Source organism: Paenibacillus sp. J22R56, from assembly GCF_056269375.1.
Map to the genome: position 1 here is coordinate 190,492 of NZ_JBWDNV010000007.1, position 17,094 is coordinate 207,585.

The 17,094-nt window shown below is 50.2% G+C and carries 16 protein-coding genes; 1 reads left to right on the forward strand and 15 read right to left on the reverse strand.

Annotated elements, in window-relative coordinates:
- Positions 1-86: 86 nt before the first annotated feature.
- From rsmB to coaBC, 5 genes are read right to left on the reverse strand one after another with little or no spacing between them, the layout of a single operon-like run.
- A complete protein-coding gene (gene rsmB / locus AC0YNT_RS17990) occupies positions 87-1,571 on the reverse strand; it encodes a 16S rRNA (cytosine(967)-C(5))-methyltransferase RsmB (protein WP_475805885.1) in 1,485 nt (494 codons plus the stop codon).
- Positions 1,568-2,518 (reverse strand): methionyl-tRNA formyltransferase, encoded by a 951-nt coding sequence (gene fmt / locus AC0YNT_RS17995; protein ID WP_475805886.1) that lies wholly within the window; start codon positions 2,516-2,518, stop codon positions 1,568-1,570. The genes rsmB and fmt overlap by 4 nt, the downstream gene beginning before the upstream one ends.
- A 4-nt stretch (positions 2,519-2,522) precedes the next feature.
- The gene (gene def, locus AC0YNT_RS18000) at positions 2,523-3,011 is read right to left on the reverse strand and encodes a peptide deformylase (protein ID WP_167278003.1); all 489 of its coding nucleotides are present in this window, start codon (positions 3,009-3,011) and stop codon (positions 2,523-2,525) included.
- A 34-nt stretch (positions 3,012-3,045) separates the two neighbouring features.
- A complete protein-coding gene (priA, locus tag AC0YNT_RS18005) occupies positions 3,046-5,547 on the reverse strand; it encodes a primosomal protein N' (RefSeq protein ID WP_475805887.1) in 2,502 nt (833 codons plus the stop codon).
- Positions 5,544-6,776, reverse strand: coding sequence for a bifunctional phosphopantothenoylcysteine decarboxylase/phosphopantothenate--cysteine ligase CoaBC (gene coaBC, locus AC0YNT_RS18010; RefSeq protein WP_475805888.1), 1,233 nt, complete (start codon positions 6,774-6,776; stop codon positions 5,544-5,546). The genes priA and coaBC overlap by 4 nt, the downstream gene beginning before the upstream one ends.
- 216 nt (positions 6,777-6,992) lie before the next feature.
- On the opposite strand from coaBC, the gene AC0YNT_RS18015 reads away from it, so the two are divergent.
- Entirely contained in the window at positions 6,993-7,898 is a 906-nt protein-coding gene (locus tag AC0YNT_RS18015) for a J domain-containing protein (protein ID WP_475805889.1), read from the forward strand.
- A 56-nt stretch (positions 7,899-7,954) separates the two neighbouring features.
- On the opposite strand, the gene AC0YNT_RS18020 is transcribed toward AC0YNT_RS18015, so the two are convergent.
- The 10 genes from AC0YNT_RS18020 to dapF form a co-directional block, all read right to left on the reverse strand.
- Entirely contained in the window at positions 7,955-8,539 is a 585-nt protein-coding gene (locus tag AC0YNT_RS18020; RefSeq protein ID WP_475805890.1) for an HAD family hydrolase, read from the reverse strand.
- A gap of 172 nt (positions 8,540-8,711) precedes the next feature.
- The gene (locus AC0YNT_RS18025) at positions 8,712-9,452 is read right to left on the reverse strand and encodes a LutC/YkgG family protein (RefSeq protein WP_475805891.1); all 741 of its coding nucleotides are present in this window, start codon (positions 9,450-9,452) and stop codon (positions 8,712-8,714) included.
- Positions 9,445-10,959 carry a LutB/LldF family L-lactate oxidation iron-sulfur protein gene (locus AC0YNT_RS18030; RefSeq protein WP_475805892.1) on the reverse strand — a complete coding sequence of 505 codons (1,515 nt, stop codon included), beginning with the start codon at positions 10,957-10,959 and terminating at the stop codon, positions 9,445-9,447. Before AC0YNT_RS18030 ends, AC0YNT_RS18025 begins: the two co-directional genes overlap by 8 nt.
- On the reverse strand, positions 10,956-11,684 hold the full coding sequence (locus tag AC0YNT_RS18035; protein ID WP_475805893.1) for a (Fe-S)-binding protein: 729 nt from the start codon (positions 11,682-11,684) through the stop codon (positions 10,956-10,958). The genes AC0YNT_RS18030 and AC0YNT_RS18035 overlap by 4 nt, the downstream gene beginning before the upstream one ends.
- Before the next feature lie 28 nt (positions 11,685-11,712).
- Complete coding sequence (locus AC0YNT_RS18040; RefSeq protein WP_475805894.1) at positions 11,713-12,471, reverse strand: DeoR/GlpR family DNA-binding transcription regulator; 759 nt, start codon at positions 12,469-12,471, stop codon at positions 11,713-11,715.
- Between the two features lie 420 nt (positions 12,472-12,891).
- Positions 12,892-13,101 carry a DNA-directed RNA polymerase subunit omega gene (gene rpoZ, locus AC0YNT_RS18045; protein WP_167277987.1) on the reverse strand — a complete coding sequence of 70 codons (210 nt, stop codon included), beginning with the start codon at positions 13,099-13,101 and terminating at the stop codon, positions 12,892-12,894.
- 15 nt (positions 13,102-13,116) lie between these two features.
- Entirely contained in the window at positions 13,117-13,737 is a 621-nt protein-coding gene (gene gmk / locus AC0YNT_RS18050) for a guanylate kinase (RefSeq protein WP_167277985.1), read from the reverse strand.
- A gap of 13 nt (positions 13,738-13,750) precedes the next feature.
- Entirely contained in the window at positions 13,751-14,011 is a 261-nt protein-coding gene (gene remA / locus AC0YNT_RS18055; RefSeq protein WP_005548256.1) for an extracellular matrix/biofilm regulator RemA, read from the reverse strand.
- A gap of 300 nt (positions 14,012-14,311) precedes the next feature.
- Entirely contained in the window at positions 14,312-16,201 is a 1,890-nt protein-coding gene (locus AC0YNT_RS18060; protein WP_475805895.1) for a bifunctional homocysteine S-methyltransferase/methylenetetrahydrofolate reductase, read from the reverse strand.
- 15 nt (positions 16,202-16,216) lie between these two features.
- The gene (gene dapF, locus AC0YNT_RS18065) at positions 16,217-17,047 is read right to left on the reverse strand and encodes a diaminopimelate epimerase (protein ID WP_475805896.1); all 831 of its coding nucleotides are present in this window, start codon (positions 17,045-17,047) and stop codon (positions 16,217-16,219) included.
- Positions 17,048-17,094 lie beyond the last annotated feature (47 nt).

Here is a 17,094-nt window from a genome sequence, read left to right on the forward strand (position 1 = left end):
CACACCTGACTCTGAACTAGCGCGTCGGCTTAGCCGGCGCTGATGATTTATTTTACCACAAACGCCCATGGCGAGCCACAAATGGACTACTGACGTCTGCGAAGACGTGCTATGAAGAAGCCATCACTGCCAAAATGATGCGGCAGAAGCTGTGCTTGTCCCTTAAACGAGCTGTCAATGATACCTTTCTCGCGGAGCGGCTGAAGCACTTCCTCCGGCCACTCAGCGTCTAGCTGAAACTCGGGATGCTCCTGCAAAAAGGCAGCTACCTGGTCTTCATTCTCTGTGCTTTCAATCGTACATGTGCTGTACACAAGTGTGCCGCCCGGCTTAACAAGTTCTGCAGCCGCTTTAAGCAGCTTACGCTGAATTCCAGCGATCTCAGCAACATCGCCAGCCGTCTTCGTCCATTTAATTTCTGGTTTGCGACGGATAACGCCAAAGCCCGAGCAAGGGGCATCCAGCAGCACGGCATCCAATGAAGCCGGAGCGAACCGTACTCCAAGATTGCCGGCATCTTCCGTAATCGCTTCAATATTTTGAAGGCCAAGCCGTATGGCTTGGTCTACGATAAGCTGACGCTTATGCGGATGGAGGTCATTGGCATACACTTTGCCTTTGCCGCCCATCAGCTCGGCCATATGTGTTGTTTTCCCGCCCGGAGCTGCGCAGCAATCAAGCACCTGCATGCCTGCTTTAGGAGCAACCACTTCGGCAACGAGCATCGAGCTCTCGTCCTGCATCGTCCATAGACCTTTGCGGAATCCTTCCGTATCAGCCAGATTACCGCCCCGGCGCACCACAATACCTGCCGGAGCAAGCTTCGATACTTCCGCTTCACTGCCTTGCTCAGTCAGCAGTTGTAAGGCTTCTTCTCTCGTTTCACGAAGAGGATTGATTCTCACACTGGCATGTGGAGCTTCATTGCCTGAAGCACAGATCGCTTCGGTTGTTTCCACGCCGTATGCTTTGATCCAGCGTGCAACCAGCCATTCTGGATAAGAATGTCTTACCGAGATTTGCACGGCCGGATTCTTATCTGAGATTGTGTCGATCGTGAGCTCCGCACGGTTCCGGTCAATGCTGCGAAGAATGCCGTTCACCATTCCTGATATTCCCTGATGTCCTCTACGCTTTGCAATGGTTACCGCCTCGTTCACCGCAGCATGGGCCGGAATTCGGTCGAGGTACAACAATTGATAGGCGCTCATGCGCAAAAGCTGATGCACCCAAGGCTCCAGCTTACGCAGTCCCTTAGCCGCAAACTTACTTAGCCAATGATCTAACGTCAGTTGGCGCTGAATCGTGCCATAGACAAGCTCCGTCACAAGTCCAGCGTCAGCGCGCTGGAGCTGAGCATCCTGCAAAGCACGGTTAAGCTGCAAATTACTGTAAGCTCCAGTCTCCGCAACCTTCACCAGTGTATCAAGGGCAAGCTCGCGCGGTGTACGGACGCGGACAGTGCGCTGTTCCTTCGGAGCCGACTGACCTTTTCCATGTCCGCCCGGCTTCCGTTTCGGTTTTCCTGAGGTATTGTTCTGCTTCTGCTTCATCGTCTCTTTCTCGCTCATGCTTCGCCTCCGCCAAATACAGCACCGGCTGATAGGCGAGCGCCTGGAAGCCAATCTGCTACCGTCATTACTCGTTTGCCCGAAGGCTGTATTTCAAGCAATGTCAAAATCCCGTCACCGGTCTGTACTTCAATGCCCGAAGCGCTTACGGCAACTACCGTACCCGGAGCAGTGGATCCAGAGCCATTCGATCCGTTAGGCTTCGATGATACCCATACCTTAAACACTTCGCCGTTCAGGTACGTAAAGGCACCTGCCATCGGAGACAAGCCGCGAATCTGGTTGTAAATGCTGATCGCTGATTTATTCCAGTCGATCCGCTCATCTTCACGGGTCAAGTTTGGTGCATAAGTCGCCAGCTCATCACGCTGCTGCTCAGCTTGTACTTCGCCTGCGATAATAGAAGGCATTGTACGGCCAAGCAATTCAGCACCAGCTGCACTCAGCTTCTCGAACAAGGTACCCGAAGTATCCTCATCCGTAATTGGCACTTCTACCCTGCTGATCATGTCGCCAGTGTCCAAACCTTCTGCCATGTACATAATCGTAACGCCAGTCACAGACTCTCCGTTAATAATCGATCGCTGAATCGGCGCTCCGCCTCTGTAACGTGGAAGCAGCGAGCCATGCACGTTAATGCAACCAAGATGTGGAATCTCGAGCAAGGCTTTCGGCAAAATTTGACCATAAGCTGCTGTGACAATCAAATCCGGCTGAAGCTCAGCAATGGCAGCAACAGCTTCCGGGCTGCGCATCCGTTCAGGCTGCAGCACAGGCAGACCAAACGCAAGAGCCGCTTCCTTCAGAGGAGGCGGCGTCAGCACGCGTTTACGGCCTTTCGGACGGTCAGGCTGCGACACAGCAGCGACTACGTTGTAGCCCTGCTCGATCAGAAGACGCAGGGAAGGAACGGCGAATTCCGGCGTTCCCATAAATACAATACGCATTCCTTTACTCGCCGCCTTTTCTTTGTCTTGCCGAAATGTCATATACATTTTGAGCAATGTCAGTGAACAGAATGCCGTTCAGATGATCAATCTCATGCTGGAAAGCAACCGCAAGGAAGCCGCTTGCTTCAACTGTGAACGGGTTGCCCTCTGCGTCCTGACCATTCACAACGATACGCTCAAAACGATTCACATCGCCATTTAGGTTCGGGATGCTGAGGCAGCCTTCCGGACCAACCTGCTCGCCTTCTTTTTCTACAATGACAGGGTTAACCATAGAGATCAGACCTGTTTCTTCATCGCCAATATCAACTACGATTACACGCTTGGAGATGCCGATCTGCGGAGCCGCAAGTCCTACACCGTCTGCGTCATACATCGTTTCCGCCATATCTTTCAGCAATTTCTGCAGATTGGAGTTAAATTTCGTTACTTCCTTTGCAACTTCCCGGAGCACCGGATCTGGTTCTTTTACAATAATACGAATGGCCATAGCCTAATACCTTCCTTTACGATCGTTATCTATTTTATAAAATGACTTGCGGATCGACGTCGATACTAAACTGCACCAGTTTGAGAGGCGAGCCCTCTATAAATGGAGCCATCGCTTGCCTAAGCAGCGCCGGTACGTCGATGTTTCCACGATATTTTATCACACATTGAAAACGGTAGCGATCTTTCATTCTAGAAATTGGTGAAGCGACAGGACCAAGAATATCCATAGCCCTCGGCAAACCGCCTTCAAGCGGACCAAGAACTCCCTCATCAGCAGCCAGCCCGCGGAGACGCTCGGCAAACTGCTCACTGACCGATGACAGAAGTGGCAGCTGCTCATGCGACATCGTCACAAGAACCAGCCTGCAAAACGGCGGATAGCCCATAACACCGCGGTGTTTCAGCTCCTCCCGTACGAATGCGGCATAGTCATGCTGCTGAGCGGTTACGATTGCATAATGCTCTGGGGAGTACGTCTGGATGACAACCTCTCCCGGTAAATGATGACGCCCTGCGCGCCCTGCTACCTGTGTGAGCAGTTGGAATGTCCGTTCCGCCGAACGGAAATCCGGCAAATTAAGCGACGTATCTGCAGCTATAACGCCTACAAGCGTGACAAATGGGAAATCCAAACCTTTAGCAACCATCTGCGTCCCAAGCAGCACATCAGCTTTCCGCTCGCCAAATTGCTTAAGCAGCTTCTCATGGGAATGCTTCTCGGTTGTCGTGTCCACATCCATCCGAATGACGCGGATGCCCGGGAACAGCTTTGCCAGCTCTTCCTCTACCCGCTGCGTACCTGTACCGAAGTACCGGATATGCTCGCTGCTGCAGGAAGGACATTCCTTCGGTGCCAGCTCTGCATGACCGCAATAATGGCAGCGCAGCGCCCGTGATTTCTGATGATACGTCAGCGAAATATCACAATGCGGACAAGCTGCCGTATACCCGCAGGAACGGCACATTACAAACGTCGAGTAGCCGCGCCGGTTGAGGAGCAGCACCGACTGTTCCCCGCGCTCCAGCCGCTCAATGAGAGCGGCATGAAGCCGTCTGCTGAACATCGAGCGGTTGCCATCTTGCAGCTCGGAGCGCATGTCGATTACTTGAACGGGCGGCATCGGACGGCTGCCAACCCGCTCGGGCATCGGCAGAAGAGCCGATTCCTTGCCTGGCGCCGGCTGACGGCTGGCTGCTGCGAAAGACTCCAGTGACGGAGTCGCTGAACCTAGTACTACGGCTGCGCCATGCTGCCTAGCACGCCGTACAGCCACATCACGCGCATGGTATTTCGGGCTCTCTTCCTGCTTGTAGGAGGATTCATGCTCCTCATCGATAATGATGAGCCCGATTCGCTCGAATGGCGCGAATATGGCCGAGCGTGCGCCAATCGCAACCTCCACGCGGCGGCTGCGGATCTTGCGCCATTCATCATAACGCTCGCCGTTCGACAGCCGGCTGTGCAGCACGGCTACAGCGTCGCCGAAGCGGCCCTTGAAGCGCTCGACCATCTGCGGCGTCAGCGAAATTTCCGGGACAAGCACGATCGCTTGCTTGCCTAATTCTAAGCAATGCTGAATCGACTGCATATAGACCTCAGTTTTGCCGCTTCCCGTTACCCCATGCAGGAGCAAAGCCTGTGATTCGCCGCGGCTCACCGTGGCGGCAATCCGTTCATACACGGTCTGCTGGCCTGGCATCAGCGGCAGCGGTTCAGTCCGCTGGAAGTTTCGACCTGCGTAAGGATCACGCTCCTGCTCGACTTCATGCATTCCGAGCAGTCCCTTATCTACGAGCGCACGCACGCTGGCAGGCGATCCACCGGCTTCTGCGAGCATAGCCTGCAGTGGCATCGCCTCTCCCCGCTCCAGCATGAAGGCAAGCAGCTCACGTTGTTTACCTGCCCGTGCCGGGAAAGACTGCAGGGCTTCACGTGCCGCAGCTTCGTCTTCTGGCGGGAACACCGTCAGCACCTTGCGAATGGCAAGTCTATCTCGTATAGATGTCTGCTCTAAGAGCAGACCTTCACGGAGCGCTTCCTTGATGGCTGATGCATAGTCCGGAAAACGCTGCTGCAATGTCTCCAGCTTCACCTGCTTCTGCTTACCGATCCAATCCATCATATCCTCCGGCAGCAGTGCCGTGAGGCCATACTCCTCTGCCGAAAATTCAGGATCATCGTTCAAGCTGATGTAGCGTTCAGCTTTCCCCTTCAGCGCCGCTGGTATCATTGCCTGAAGTGCAGTCGTCCAGGAGCAGCAATATTTATCACTCATCCATTTGGCAAGCTCAATCAGATCAGGCAGCAAAGGAGGCATAGGATCAAGCAGCTCTGATATCGGCTTCAGGCGTTTTGGGTCGATATCTGCTGTTTCTGCAAGCTCAATGACAAACCCCTGCAGTACCCTTCCACCAAAAGGTACGCCTACCCGGCTGCCAACCTCAACCCAGCTCTCCAAGTCTTTGGGTACTTCATAATCAAACGGCCGATCCGTCTGGCGGCTCGGCACGTCGACAATGACTTTGGCAATCATTCGCCCCGACCTCCGTTATTGGCCGTTCCCTCCGCTATCCGCTGCGCTGCAATCGCCAGAATCCGCTGCGCCGTCTCACGCTTGGATAACATCGGCATTGCTTCGATCAAGCCGCTTGGACCGAACAGCTGCACGATATTCGTGTCGCCGTTAAAGCCTGCTCCGTCCTGACTGACATCATTGCCTACAATCAGATCGCAGTTTTTGCGAGTCAGCTTATCCATCGCATATTTCTCCAACTGCTCGGTTTCCGCAGCAAATCCGATAAGAAACTGATGCTTCTTCCGCCCGCCTAGGGTTTGCAAGATGTCTGTTGTTTTCTCCAGCTCTAGGGTTAGTGTTTCGCCGGATTTCTTAATTTTCTGACCATGTGTTGTCACTGGCCGATAGTCCGCAACCGCTGCCGATTTGACGACAATATCAGATTGATCGAAGCGTTCAAGCACGGCATCAAGCATCTGCTGCGCCGATTCCACCTGGACAACCGTAACGCCTGCCGGAGCATCTACGGACGTTCTGCCCGCAATAACCGTAACCTCTGCTCCCATGACTTTGGCCGCTTCTGCGATCGCGAAGCCCATTTTCCCAGAAGAATCATTCGTTAAGTACCGGACCGGATCAAGCCGTTCCACCGTACCGCCCGCGGTCACAAGCACACGCTTGCCGGCAAGCTGCCCGTTCTCCTTCGCTCTCAGCAAGGAATGAACCGCAATCACAATATCCTCCGGCTCCGCAAGACGTCCTTTGGCCACATAGCCGCAGGCGAGCTGACCAGTACCCGGCTCAACAAACATCACTCCGCGCGAAGCAAGCAGCTCCAAATTACGAACAACTGCAGGGTGCTCGTACATATGTACGTTCATCGCAGGTGCTACCAGGATCGGGCTGGTTGCAGCGAGAAGCGTTGTGCTGAGCATATCATCGGCTAGTCCGTTAGCCATTTTCCCAATCATATTAGCCGTAGCAGGTGCAACAACGATCAGGTCGGCACGATCCGCCAGATCAATGTGAGAAACGACTGAAGGGTCATTCTCATCAAACGTATCGATATGCACCGGATGGCGGGATAAGGTCTGTAACGTCAGCGGTGTGATGAATTTAGTTGCCGATTCCGTCATAATGACGTGGACCTCAGCCCCTGCCTGCACAAGCTTGCTGCAAAGCGCCGCTCCTTTATAAGCTGCGATTCCACCGGTAATACCTAGTAAAATTGTTTTGCCTCTTAACATAAAATTTCCCCCGATTACATTGCTCTTAATCTATGTATTGACGGTTTCGTTCAAGCCCATTCGCACTTTTTCCTATCATACCATAGGTCATCATAATTTGTAGCCCGATTGACTCCCAGATGGAGGAATGGAAATCTTCTAAACAAATCCGTATACTAGAGAGTAGCTATTATTTTTTTGAGTTTTTCTACTACTAACTGAGGTGAGAGTAACTCCATGGACGAATTGAAACGAGCCTACGAAAAGATGGGTCTCCCTGACAATGCTTCGAAAGAAGAGGTCGATAAGCGGTACACCACCTTAATGCGTCAATCTCGCTCTAGACAAAGAGAAAATCCGAGCGGTACGGACCAAGCTGATTTCGAGGAAGTAACACGTGCTTACCGGTATATCTTGAATGAGGAGAACCGTAAAGCAAGCGAAGAATTTAACCAGCAGGAATATGGCAAATACAAAAAGATGGCCGGCTCTGCCGAAAAAGTAGACCACTTCTGGCGTTATTACAAGTTCCATGTACTTGGCGGCATTATCGCTCTTATTCTTGTTATTGTAGGCATTAACAGCTATATGGACCATAGGGCTGAGCAGGAGCGCCTTGCCAAGCTTCCTCCCGTAGATCTGTCCATTATGTATTTGGGGGAATACTATATGAGCGACAGCACCGGTAAACAAACGACAGAGGCAGATATCGAGACCGCACTTCTTGCCCAATTCCCGGAATTTAAGCGCTTTAAAGTTAACTTTACGTATGTTCCACTTGATGCCAAGGATCAAATGGACATTGCCTCCCAGCAAAAAGCGATGGTTGTTCTAGCAACGGAACGCCCTGATATCTACATTACAGATACCGCTGCCTTTAACTGGGTTGGACCGCAAGGTGCCTTTATGAATCTGGACTCCATAGCAGACTTCTCCAATCTGCTTAAGCCGGAAGACAGCTACAAACAGAAGACGGAAGATGTTCCTGATGAGCACACTTACGGCGTCAAAATTTCCGGCAGCTCGATTCTCGGAAACATTCCAATTCAAGGCAAGGATAACTTTATTGCAAGTGTACGCGAAGGTTCGAAGAACACGGATAAAGCCGTTCAGTTTATCGAAAAATTCCTTGAAACAAAATAATGGGAATCGAAAAAGCAGCAGACTCTACTGAGCCTGCTGCTTTTTTTGCGTTATAGTCATGCCCTAAGATACCTATTAACCTGCTTGACCCAGTCGCCTTGTTCATCCGCAAGGAGAGTTGTCCACCCGCGCAAGACAGGATCGTAGAAGTTTTTGGTCTGGTCATCCACAAACAGAATAAATCCTTGCTGCTCACAATGCTGTTCCACCAGGGCATAGATCGCGGCGTCCGGCTTGCAGCAGCCGACAGCACTGGAAATCGTCACACTTCGCAGATAAGGCTTTAGAGGCGTTACAATATGCTCTATCCACTCCACTCTATGATTGCTGAGCAGATGAATGTTTGCATACTTGCTCCAGCGCGGGATCTCATTAGCTGCTGGCAAGGGAGTAATTTGTGATAGCAGAGATTGCCGTGCATCATCTTTGTCGATTGTAGGAAAGTTTGAAGTAAGCTCCTTCCAAAACTCATCTTCAGAAATAACACCAGTCCACAATTTTACACGCATTTCATGTTTAAAATGTACAAGTCTGTCGTATGGAATTTCATACCGTGACGTAAGCTCCTGCCAAAACTGCGGAGAAAAATTAGCAGCGATAACCCCTGCCACATCAAGCACTAAATCTGGCTTTTTTGACACATGCAGCTCTCCTTATAGATGGAATTATTTTCTAAAAGAATTCGAGGCTTCCTGTCATACTCCTGCTAATTCTCTCCCTAACACCCAACTGCAAATAAAAAAGCCCGCATGTTCAGTCCGGCGCTGCAAACGCCAATCCAAACATGGGAGCTTCACTCGCGTAACTATCCAACTATCCAATCAGCAAAGCATAGACCACACCGGGACCATGAACGCCAATCGTAAGATCATTCTCGATATCAGCTGAGCGGCTTGGGCCGGAAATAAAGTGGATACCCGCTGGCAGCTGCTCGCGGCCCGCTTCATCGAAATGAATCAAAATTTCGCCAAGCCTTGTCTTCAGCCTCTCCAGCGGAATGAGCACAAACATAACGGTTGGCAAAAGACTGACCGAACGGCCTTTATCTTTCGAGGATAATACTGTCACAGATCCGGTATAGGCTGCCGCATAATCGGCCACCACAACCCCGAAATCTGCTTCCGCTGCACGTGCTTTCCAGTTCTCATCCGCGTCACTGTTCCATACACGAACCGAAGCTCCAGTGCCCTGCAGCGCTTCTTCAAGCCCCAATTCATTAAGCTCCGGCTGATTTTGCCGAATAACATACCGTGCGCTTAAGGACGAAGCTTTCTCCGCAATAAACTGCTTTGCTGCATCCATATCCGATAGTCTGGCTACATGTCCGCCAGCGCTCTTAAAGTTCTCCTCGAACCGGTCCATTCGTTCTTCCAGCGGCCACTCGAAGCTTTGCCAGAAATCCGGGGCTCCCCGGAAAGGATGCTTCGGCGCCTCCATCACTCGTGGACGTTTCAGCTTCTGGGCAATCCCGTTCATGAACGATTCCTGCTTTCGCTTAGAATCCTCCGCCAGCTGCTTCAGCCATTCATCATGTGATTCTGCCTGATTACCCATGTCCGTTGCCTCCCCCGCTGTCTCTATCCCGCATAATCGCTTCCATCCGGCTTTTTACAGCAGGATCTAACTCCTGAAGCCCATGACGCAGTTCCTGCTCCAGCGTCCCCCATTGGTCGCGGAATGACTTCTTCGGCAGGCTTGGCGTAACACGGTACGTATTCCAGCCTTTCAGCGGTCCAAGCTTGAGACGGATCCCGCCGTCCCTGACGACAAGCTTTTGTCCCAGCTTTCCAAGCTTCACAAGGGTTGAATAACGCTTTGCACTGCCCATGACGGCAGCAAAGCCTTTCATGCCAAGCGACTCCGCCGCATTGCCATGGCCTTGCTCCAGCTTTCTCCGGCGCAAATAGATCAGCATTTCATGCAGAGGTATTTTGACCGGACAGGCCTCATAACAAGCCCCACATAGACTGGATGCATTCGCAATATCATCCCATTCACCTACATTTTTATTAAGCGCGGGTGTCAGCACCGCACCAATCGGACCACTATAAGTACCACCATAAGCATGACCGCCAATATGACGGTAAACCGGACATGCATTTAGACAAGCACCGCAACGAATACAATTCAATAATTCCTGGAACTCAGGGTCCCCAAGCTGCAAAGAACGTCCATTATCAACGATAATGATATGCATCTCATCAGGACCGTCCGCATCAACGTCACGCCGCGGCCCAGTAATGCCAGACATATAGACAGTCAGCTTTTGCCCAGTCGCAGAACGTGGCAGCAGCGTAGCCATCACTTCCAGATCAGACCAGGACGGAATAATCCGCTCCATCCCCATCAGCGTAATCTGCGTCTTCGGAACTGTCGTTACCATCCGTGCGTTGCCTTCATTCTCGAACAGAACCATAGAGCCCGTCTCGGCAATCGCGAAATTACAGCCCGTCATGCCGATATCAGCTTCAAGAAACTTCTCGCGAAGCTTCTTCCGAACAAAGCCAGCAAGAATGGAAGTGTCTGGCGCGAGTGTCTCGCCTGCCTCTTTAGACAACAGATCAGCTACCTGGTACCGATTCTTATGAATCGCTGGAATAATAATATGAGACGGCGTCTCCCCGGCAAGCTGGATAATATATTCACCAAGATCAGTCTCAATCGCCTCAACACCAATGGACTCAAGCTCATGATTGAGATGCAGCTCTTCGGTTACCATTGATTTCGACTTCACAACCGACTTCGCTTGCTTACGCTGCGCAATCTCAAGAGACAGCTTAACTGCTTCAGCCGATGTCTCCGCAAAATGCACATGCACGCCATTTGCCCGTGCCTGATTCGCAAACAGATTCAAATAATAATCGAGATGTGCGATCGTGTGCAGCCGGATTTGCCGGCCGCGCTCCCGCCAGTCATCCCAATTGCCATGTTCAGCAGATGCTTGTTTCTTACCATTACGAAGCCGCTCCGTTGTAAACTTAACGGCTTTGCGTAAGAACTCATCGTTCAGCGCCAGATCGGCGCGTTCTTTCACCGTGGACGCTGCTCCAGCCGTACTCATGCCTGCTTCACCCCTTCATACAACAGCTCCGCCAAATGCATCACCTTCACAGGCTGATTACGGTACCTAAGGTTACCTGCAATGTTCATCAGACAGGCCAGATCGAGCCCAACTAGCACTTCAGCTTCCGTCTCCAGGACATGGTCAACCTTCTCCGTTACCATCGCACCTGAAATATCCGCCATCTTTACGGCAAAAGTACCACCAAAGCCGCAGCAGTCCTCCGCGAATGGGAGTGGAACGAGCTCAAGCCCCTCAACATTTCGCATAAGCTCCAAAGGCTCTTCTTTCACACCAAGCAGCCTGCTGCCGTGGCAGGAAGGATGATAGGTGACTTTATGAGGGAACACGGCGCCTAGATCTTTAACACCAAGCACCTGTACAAGAAACTGTGTAAATTCGTATGATTTGCTCTGCAGTTTAACCGCTCGTGCATGCATATGCGGGTCCGCTTCGAACAGCTTCGGATAATGATGAATCATGCCTGTACAAGAGCCCGAAGGAGAAATAACAAAGTCACTATCTTCAAAAGCGTCAAGAATCGTCTTGGCGGTCTCCCGTGCTTCCTTCCAATAACCGCTATTAAAGGCCGGTTGACCGCAGCAAGTTTGAACAGTTGGAAAATGCAGCTGTATTCCGTATCGAGCCAGCAATTTAACCATGGCTTCCCCTACGCGGGGATATAATGTATCGCTAAGACAGGTGATAAATAATGAAACCTTCACCTCGCCACCTCACAAACGTATCAATTCGTTAAACTAACGTAACCGTTATGGAACGCTCAGATAATTGGGTAATCGCATCCTGTGGAAGACGGCGATCTGTGATGATGGCATTAACCTCAGCCAAGTCACCTACATGTGTAAAAGCTTGAACGCCAAACTTGCTGGAATCCGCCAGCAGAATAACTTGTTCCGCAATGCCGAGCATCTTGTGTTTAATGCGTGCTTGAAGCTCATTAGATTCACTAATACCGCGCTCCAAATGCACACCCTTGCAGGATAAAAACAGCTTGTTCACATGATAGGATTCAAGTGACCGTTCAGCAAGCGGTCCAACATAAGATAAAGATCGCGAAGCAAGAATACCGCCGGTCGAGATCACTTCGATCTTCTCTTTACTGCTCAGCGCAATGGCAACTTTTATCGAATTAGTCAATACGGTGAGCGGAATATCTGGCAGAATCGATGCCATATACCAAGCTGTTGAGCTGGCATCCAGCAAAATCCGGTCATTAGGCTTAATCAGCTTGACCGCTTCCTCAGCAATACGTCTTTTCTCGTCCGCATGCATAATTTCCCGTTCAGCAACCGGAATCTCCGGTTGTGTATCTTTTACGCTTACTGCTCCGCCATGAGAACGGCGCAGACGTCCAGCTTGCTCTAAACGATCAAGATCCCGGCGAATGGTCTCCTCCGTCACCTGACAGAGCTCACTCAGCTCCGATACCCGAATACTGCCCCGCTCATTAACCAATCGAACTATCGCTTCATACCGTTCCGCAACCAGCATAGCCTACCTCTTTCTCTTTCATCTCATTTTTCCATTACCTACCGATATTTTAAAATATAAGAAAGTATACGTTTTCTCTATACTACGCTTATATTTCACCCGCGAAACGACAGCTCATCCTAAGGACGGCGCAGACGTATACGCTTGAGGCCAAGCTATTTATTATACAACGAAGGAATGTAAGTCTATTACGAGAATAAGTTAGGCCAAATTAACAAGTATCCCATAACAACTGCTTCATTTTGTTTTCCCCCGTTTAAGATTTGTTTTTGTTTGTTTATATGTTAACATGTTTGTTTGTTTTTGAAAACAACTATTTCAAACAAAAACGGACATAACCGGATATGCTCGGAGAAAACAGCTTGATCAAAAAAAATAGGATGGAGCCATTGGCCCCATCCTATCCTTCAATACCTCTTATTAGTCGTCTTTGCCTTCTGTTTGTTCAACAATCACGATATCGTGATAGATCTCTTCCAGGGCAACGCCAACAAATTTACGGGATTTCGGGTTGCGTAGTTCGGATTTCTCACCATTACGCAGCATACGTGCACGTCTCGAAGCCGCTACAACGAGCGAATACTTACTGTCTACCTTTTTAACCATTTCATCAATCGATGGATACAACATTGTTCTTCACCTCGCTCAGGCTTTCTCGGGTTGCAAAGATGGCATTTCTCCCAAATGAGAATAATACCGGTCTCTGCGGCAATGCTCAGCTACAATAATACTTTGAATACGATGACATGCGGCATCAATCTCATCGTTAACTACCGCATAATCATAATGACGGATTAAGTTCATTTCTTCAACTGCAACCGTCATTCGGTTATTAATCGTGTCTTGCGTTTCTGTTCCTCTGCCTGTAATACGCGACTTAAGCTCGTCAAGTGACGGCGGCAGCAAGAAGACAAACACGCCTTCAGGGAACTTCTCTTTCACCTTCAAAGCACCCTGAACTTCAATTTCCAGAATGACGTCTCTGCCACTTGCCAGCGTACTCTCAACGAAATCACGCGGGGTACCATAGCAGTTGCCAACGTACTCGGCATGCTCCAGCAGGGCATCATTAGCAATCATATCCAGAAACTGTTCTCTTGACTTGAAGAAATAATTAATGCCATCGATCTCACCTTGTCTAGGTTTCCGTGTCGTTGCCGAAACGGAATAAACAAGCTCAGGCACCTTTTGTCGCAGAACGGAACAGACGGTTCCTTTTCCTACGCCGGAAGGTCCAGACAATACAATCAACAATCCCTTATCCATAATACTCCCCGTACTATTCGTCGTTATCGTCATCCTTAGTCGACAAACGATGTGCTACCGTCTCCGGCTGCACCGCCGATAAAATGACGTGGTCGCTGTCTGTAATAATAACAGCACGCGTGCGTCTTCCGTATGTCGCGTCAATCAGCATATGTCTGTCTCGTGCTTCTTGAATAATCCGTTTAATCGGAGCCGATTCCGGACTAACAATTGAAATAATGCGATTGGCCGAAACGATATTGCCAAAGCCAATATTAATAAGTTTAATAGCCAAGTCAGGTTCCCCCTCCGGTCTTCCTCGTGCAACTCCCATATGAATCGAATCTATTTCTATAAATGTAAATGGCCGACGAATTACTTCATCTACCAAATAACGACAGAACCATTGCACTATTGTTGACGAAAAAAGTCCGGAGCATACGTTCCGCGCCGCGCCTTCACCCGTTGCTGCTATACGCTGCACTGCCTGTCCAGAGCATCATATAGCAGACCAAACAGGTTACGCTCGATCCGTTGTTATATATTTTAAAGGATTTTATAGAAACGAACAAGAGAAAAAGAGAAATCAGACGATTTAGTGTCTTTTTACCCCTGTTTTCGCCCATACATACTCCGTCAATTGAACGGCCATATCATAGAACATAAACGGTGTCATGAAGTAAATCCCGTTGAAATGCTGAAGTGCTGTATCAAGCAGCTCCTTCGAGATCTGTACGCCCTCCGCTCTTCCCGCAGCGCCTTCCAGACCTGTCATCCGCTTACGAACCACGTCAGACAATTGGATCCCTGGGACCTCGTTATGTAAGTATTCCGCATTACGCCCGCTCGCAAGCGGCATAATGCCGATGAATATCGGTACAGACAGATGCTTGGTCGCTTCTGCCATCTTTTCAATTAACACCGAATCGTAAACCGGCTGCGTCATAATGTAATCCGCTCCGGAAGCGATTTTACGCTCGAGCCGCTGTACGGCTTTGTCCAAATGCTTCACATTTGGATTAAAAGCTGCACCTACAACGAATTTTGCTTTTTGCTTCAGCGGCTTGCCCGAGAATGCGATCCCCTCATTCAATTGCTTGATCATCCTAATCATCTCGAACGAGGTCAGATCGTACACCGAACTTGAATCGGGCAGATCGCCGAATCTTGCCGGATCGCCTGTGACAGCAAGCACATGGTCGATGCCAAGCGCATCAAGGCCCATCATGTGTGACTGCGTGCCAATCAGGTTCCGGTCGCGGCAGGCAATATGTACAAGCGGCCGCAGTCCGACTTTTTCCTTCACAAGTGCCGCCAGCGCCAAGTTACTCATACGTGTAACCGCAAGTGAGTTATCTGCCATCGTGATGGCATCCGCTCCACAAGCCTTAAGCGCAGCCGCTCCAGCCATAAACTTTGTAATATCCAGATCCCGCGGAGGATCCAGCTCAACGATGACCGTATGTCTTACCTTTACGATATCGACAAGATTAGGTTCCAACAAAATTGGAGCCTCCGGACGTTCCTCCGAAGCGTCCTTCACAATCTCTGTCTGCTCCGATAAGTCAATAACTTCCGGTTCAAGAACAACTGCAACAGCAGCTGCATTGCCTAGAGGCTTGTAGTCTTTGAACGCCTTCGCCATGGCAGCAATATGCTCTGGCGTTGTTCCACAGCATCCGCCAATAATCCGTGCTCCGCGGTCTGCGAAACGTAATGCCATCTCAGCAAAATAATCCGGTCCAGCGGAATAGGTATATTTCCCGTCTACATAATCCGGAATACCTGCATTCGGGAAGATGGACAGAGGCAGGCCTACCGGACCACCAATAGCGTCAACCGCCCGCATAATACCGTTAGGGCCGCTGCGGCAGTTGAATCCAACCACGTCTGCCCCTTCATTCTTGAGCAGCGTGAAAGCATCCAAAAGTCCCGTTCCGTCCTGCGTACGGCCGACGTCTTCGACCGCGAATTGACAGATTACGGGCACCTGAGAAACTTTTCGGACAAGTCCGAGTGCAAGGCGCATCTCATCTAATTCATAGAACGTTTCGAATAAGATGCCGTCCACACCTTCCGAAAGCAATGCATCAAGCTGACGCTCAAATGCATCACTTACTTCGGAATCGTTAAGGTCCTTCAGCTTGCCTGTCCGGATTGAGCCTACGGCACCTACCACATAAGCATCAGCACCCGCTGCCGCTTTGGCGATACGGGCTCCTGCCCGGTTAATCGCTTCCATTTCGGACTCCAAGCCGTATTTGGACAGCTTGACCAAATTGGCAGAGAACGTATTAGTCTCAATAACGCGAGCTCCTGCTTCATAATACCGGCGGTGGACACTCTCAATAACATCCGGACGGGTCATATTTAATTCTTCGTAAGAAACGCCGACAGGGAACCCCATCTGATACAGATAGGTTCCCATCGCGCCGTCCCCGGTCAAGATACGCTGCTTAAGCTTCGTTCTCAAATCGGGCTTCATATTCATTTCTCCCTATTACCATTCACCGCGGAACACTTCGGCTGCAGGTCCTGTCATATAAACATGATTATCTGCTTCGTTCCATTCAATCGTCAGGTCGCCGCCTTTAAGCGATACAACTGCAGTACGCTCCGTGAATCCGTTCAATACGGATGAAACAACTGTTGCACATGCGCCAGTACCACAAGCAAGTGTTGGGCCTGCGCCGCGTTCCCATACTCGCATTTCTGTATGTTCACGCGATGTCACGGTTACGAACTCGACATTGATTTTACGTGGGAACATAGGATGTGTCTCGAGCTTAGGTCCCCAAGTTGCAAGATCAAAGTTTGCAGCATCATCCACATAGATAACACAGTGTGGGTTACCCATCGATACGGCTGTGAAACGGAATTCACGTCCGTCAACTTCGATTGGATGCTCAATCACACGCTCTGCATCAACCGTTGTTGGTACTTGCAGACCATTCAGAATCGGTTCACCCATATCAACACGTACGGATTGGACTTTACCGTCCGATACCGACAGTTGAACGGTTTGTGCACCAGCACCAAGTGTTTCGATCTTAATCTCTTCTTTATTCGTCAGGCCGTTATCGAATACATATTTCGCTACACAGCGAATGGCATTGCCACATTGCTCAGCTTCCGAACCGTCGGAGTTGATAATACGCATGCGGAAATCCGCAATGTCCGATGGCAGGATATAGACAAGTCCATCTGCTCCGATTCCGAAGAAACGGTTGCACAAATTGACTGCCAGCTCTGCTACATTACCAGGCAGCTGTTGCTCGCCTGCTACTACGATAAAATCATTGCCTAAACCATTCATTTTTGTAAATTTCATTATAAGGTTCCCCTTTACTGCAGCTAATTAGTAAGAATCAAGCTATC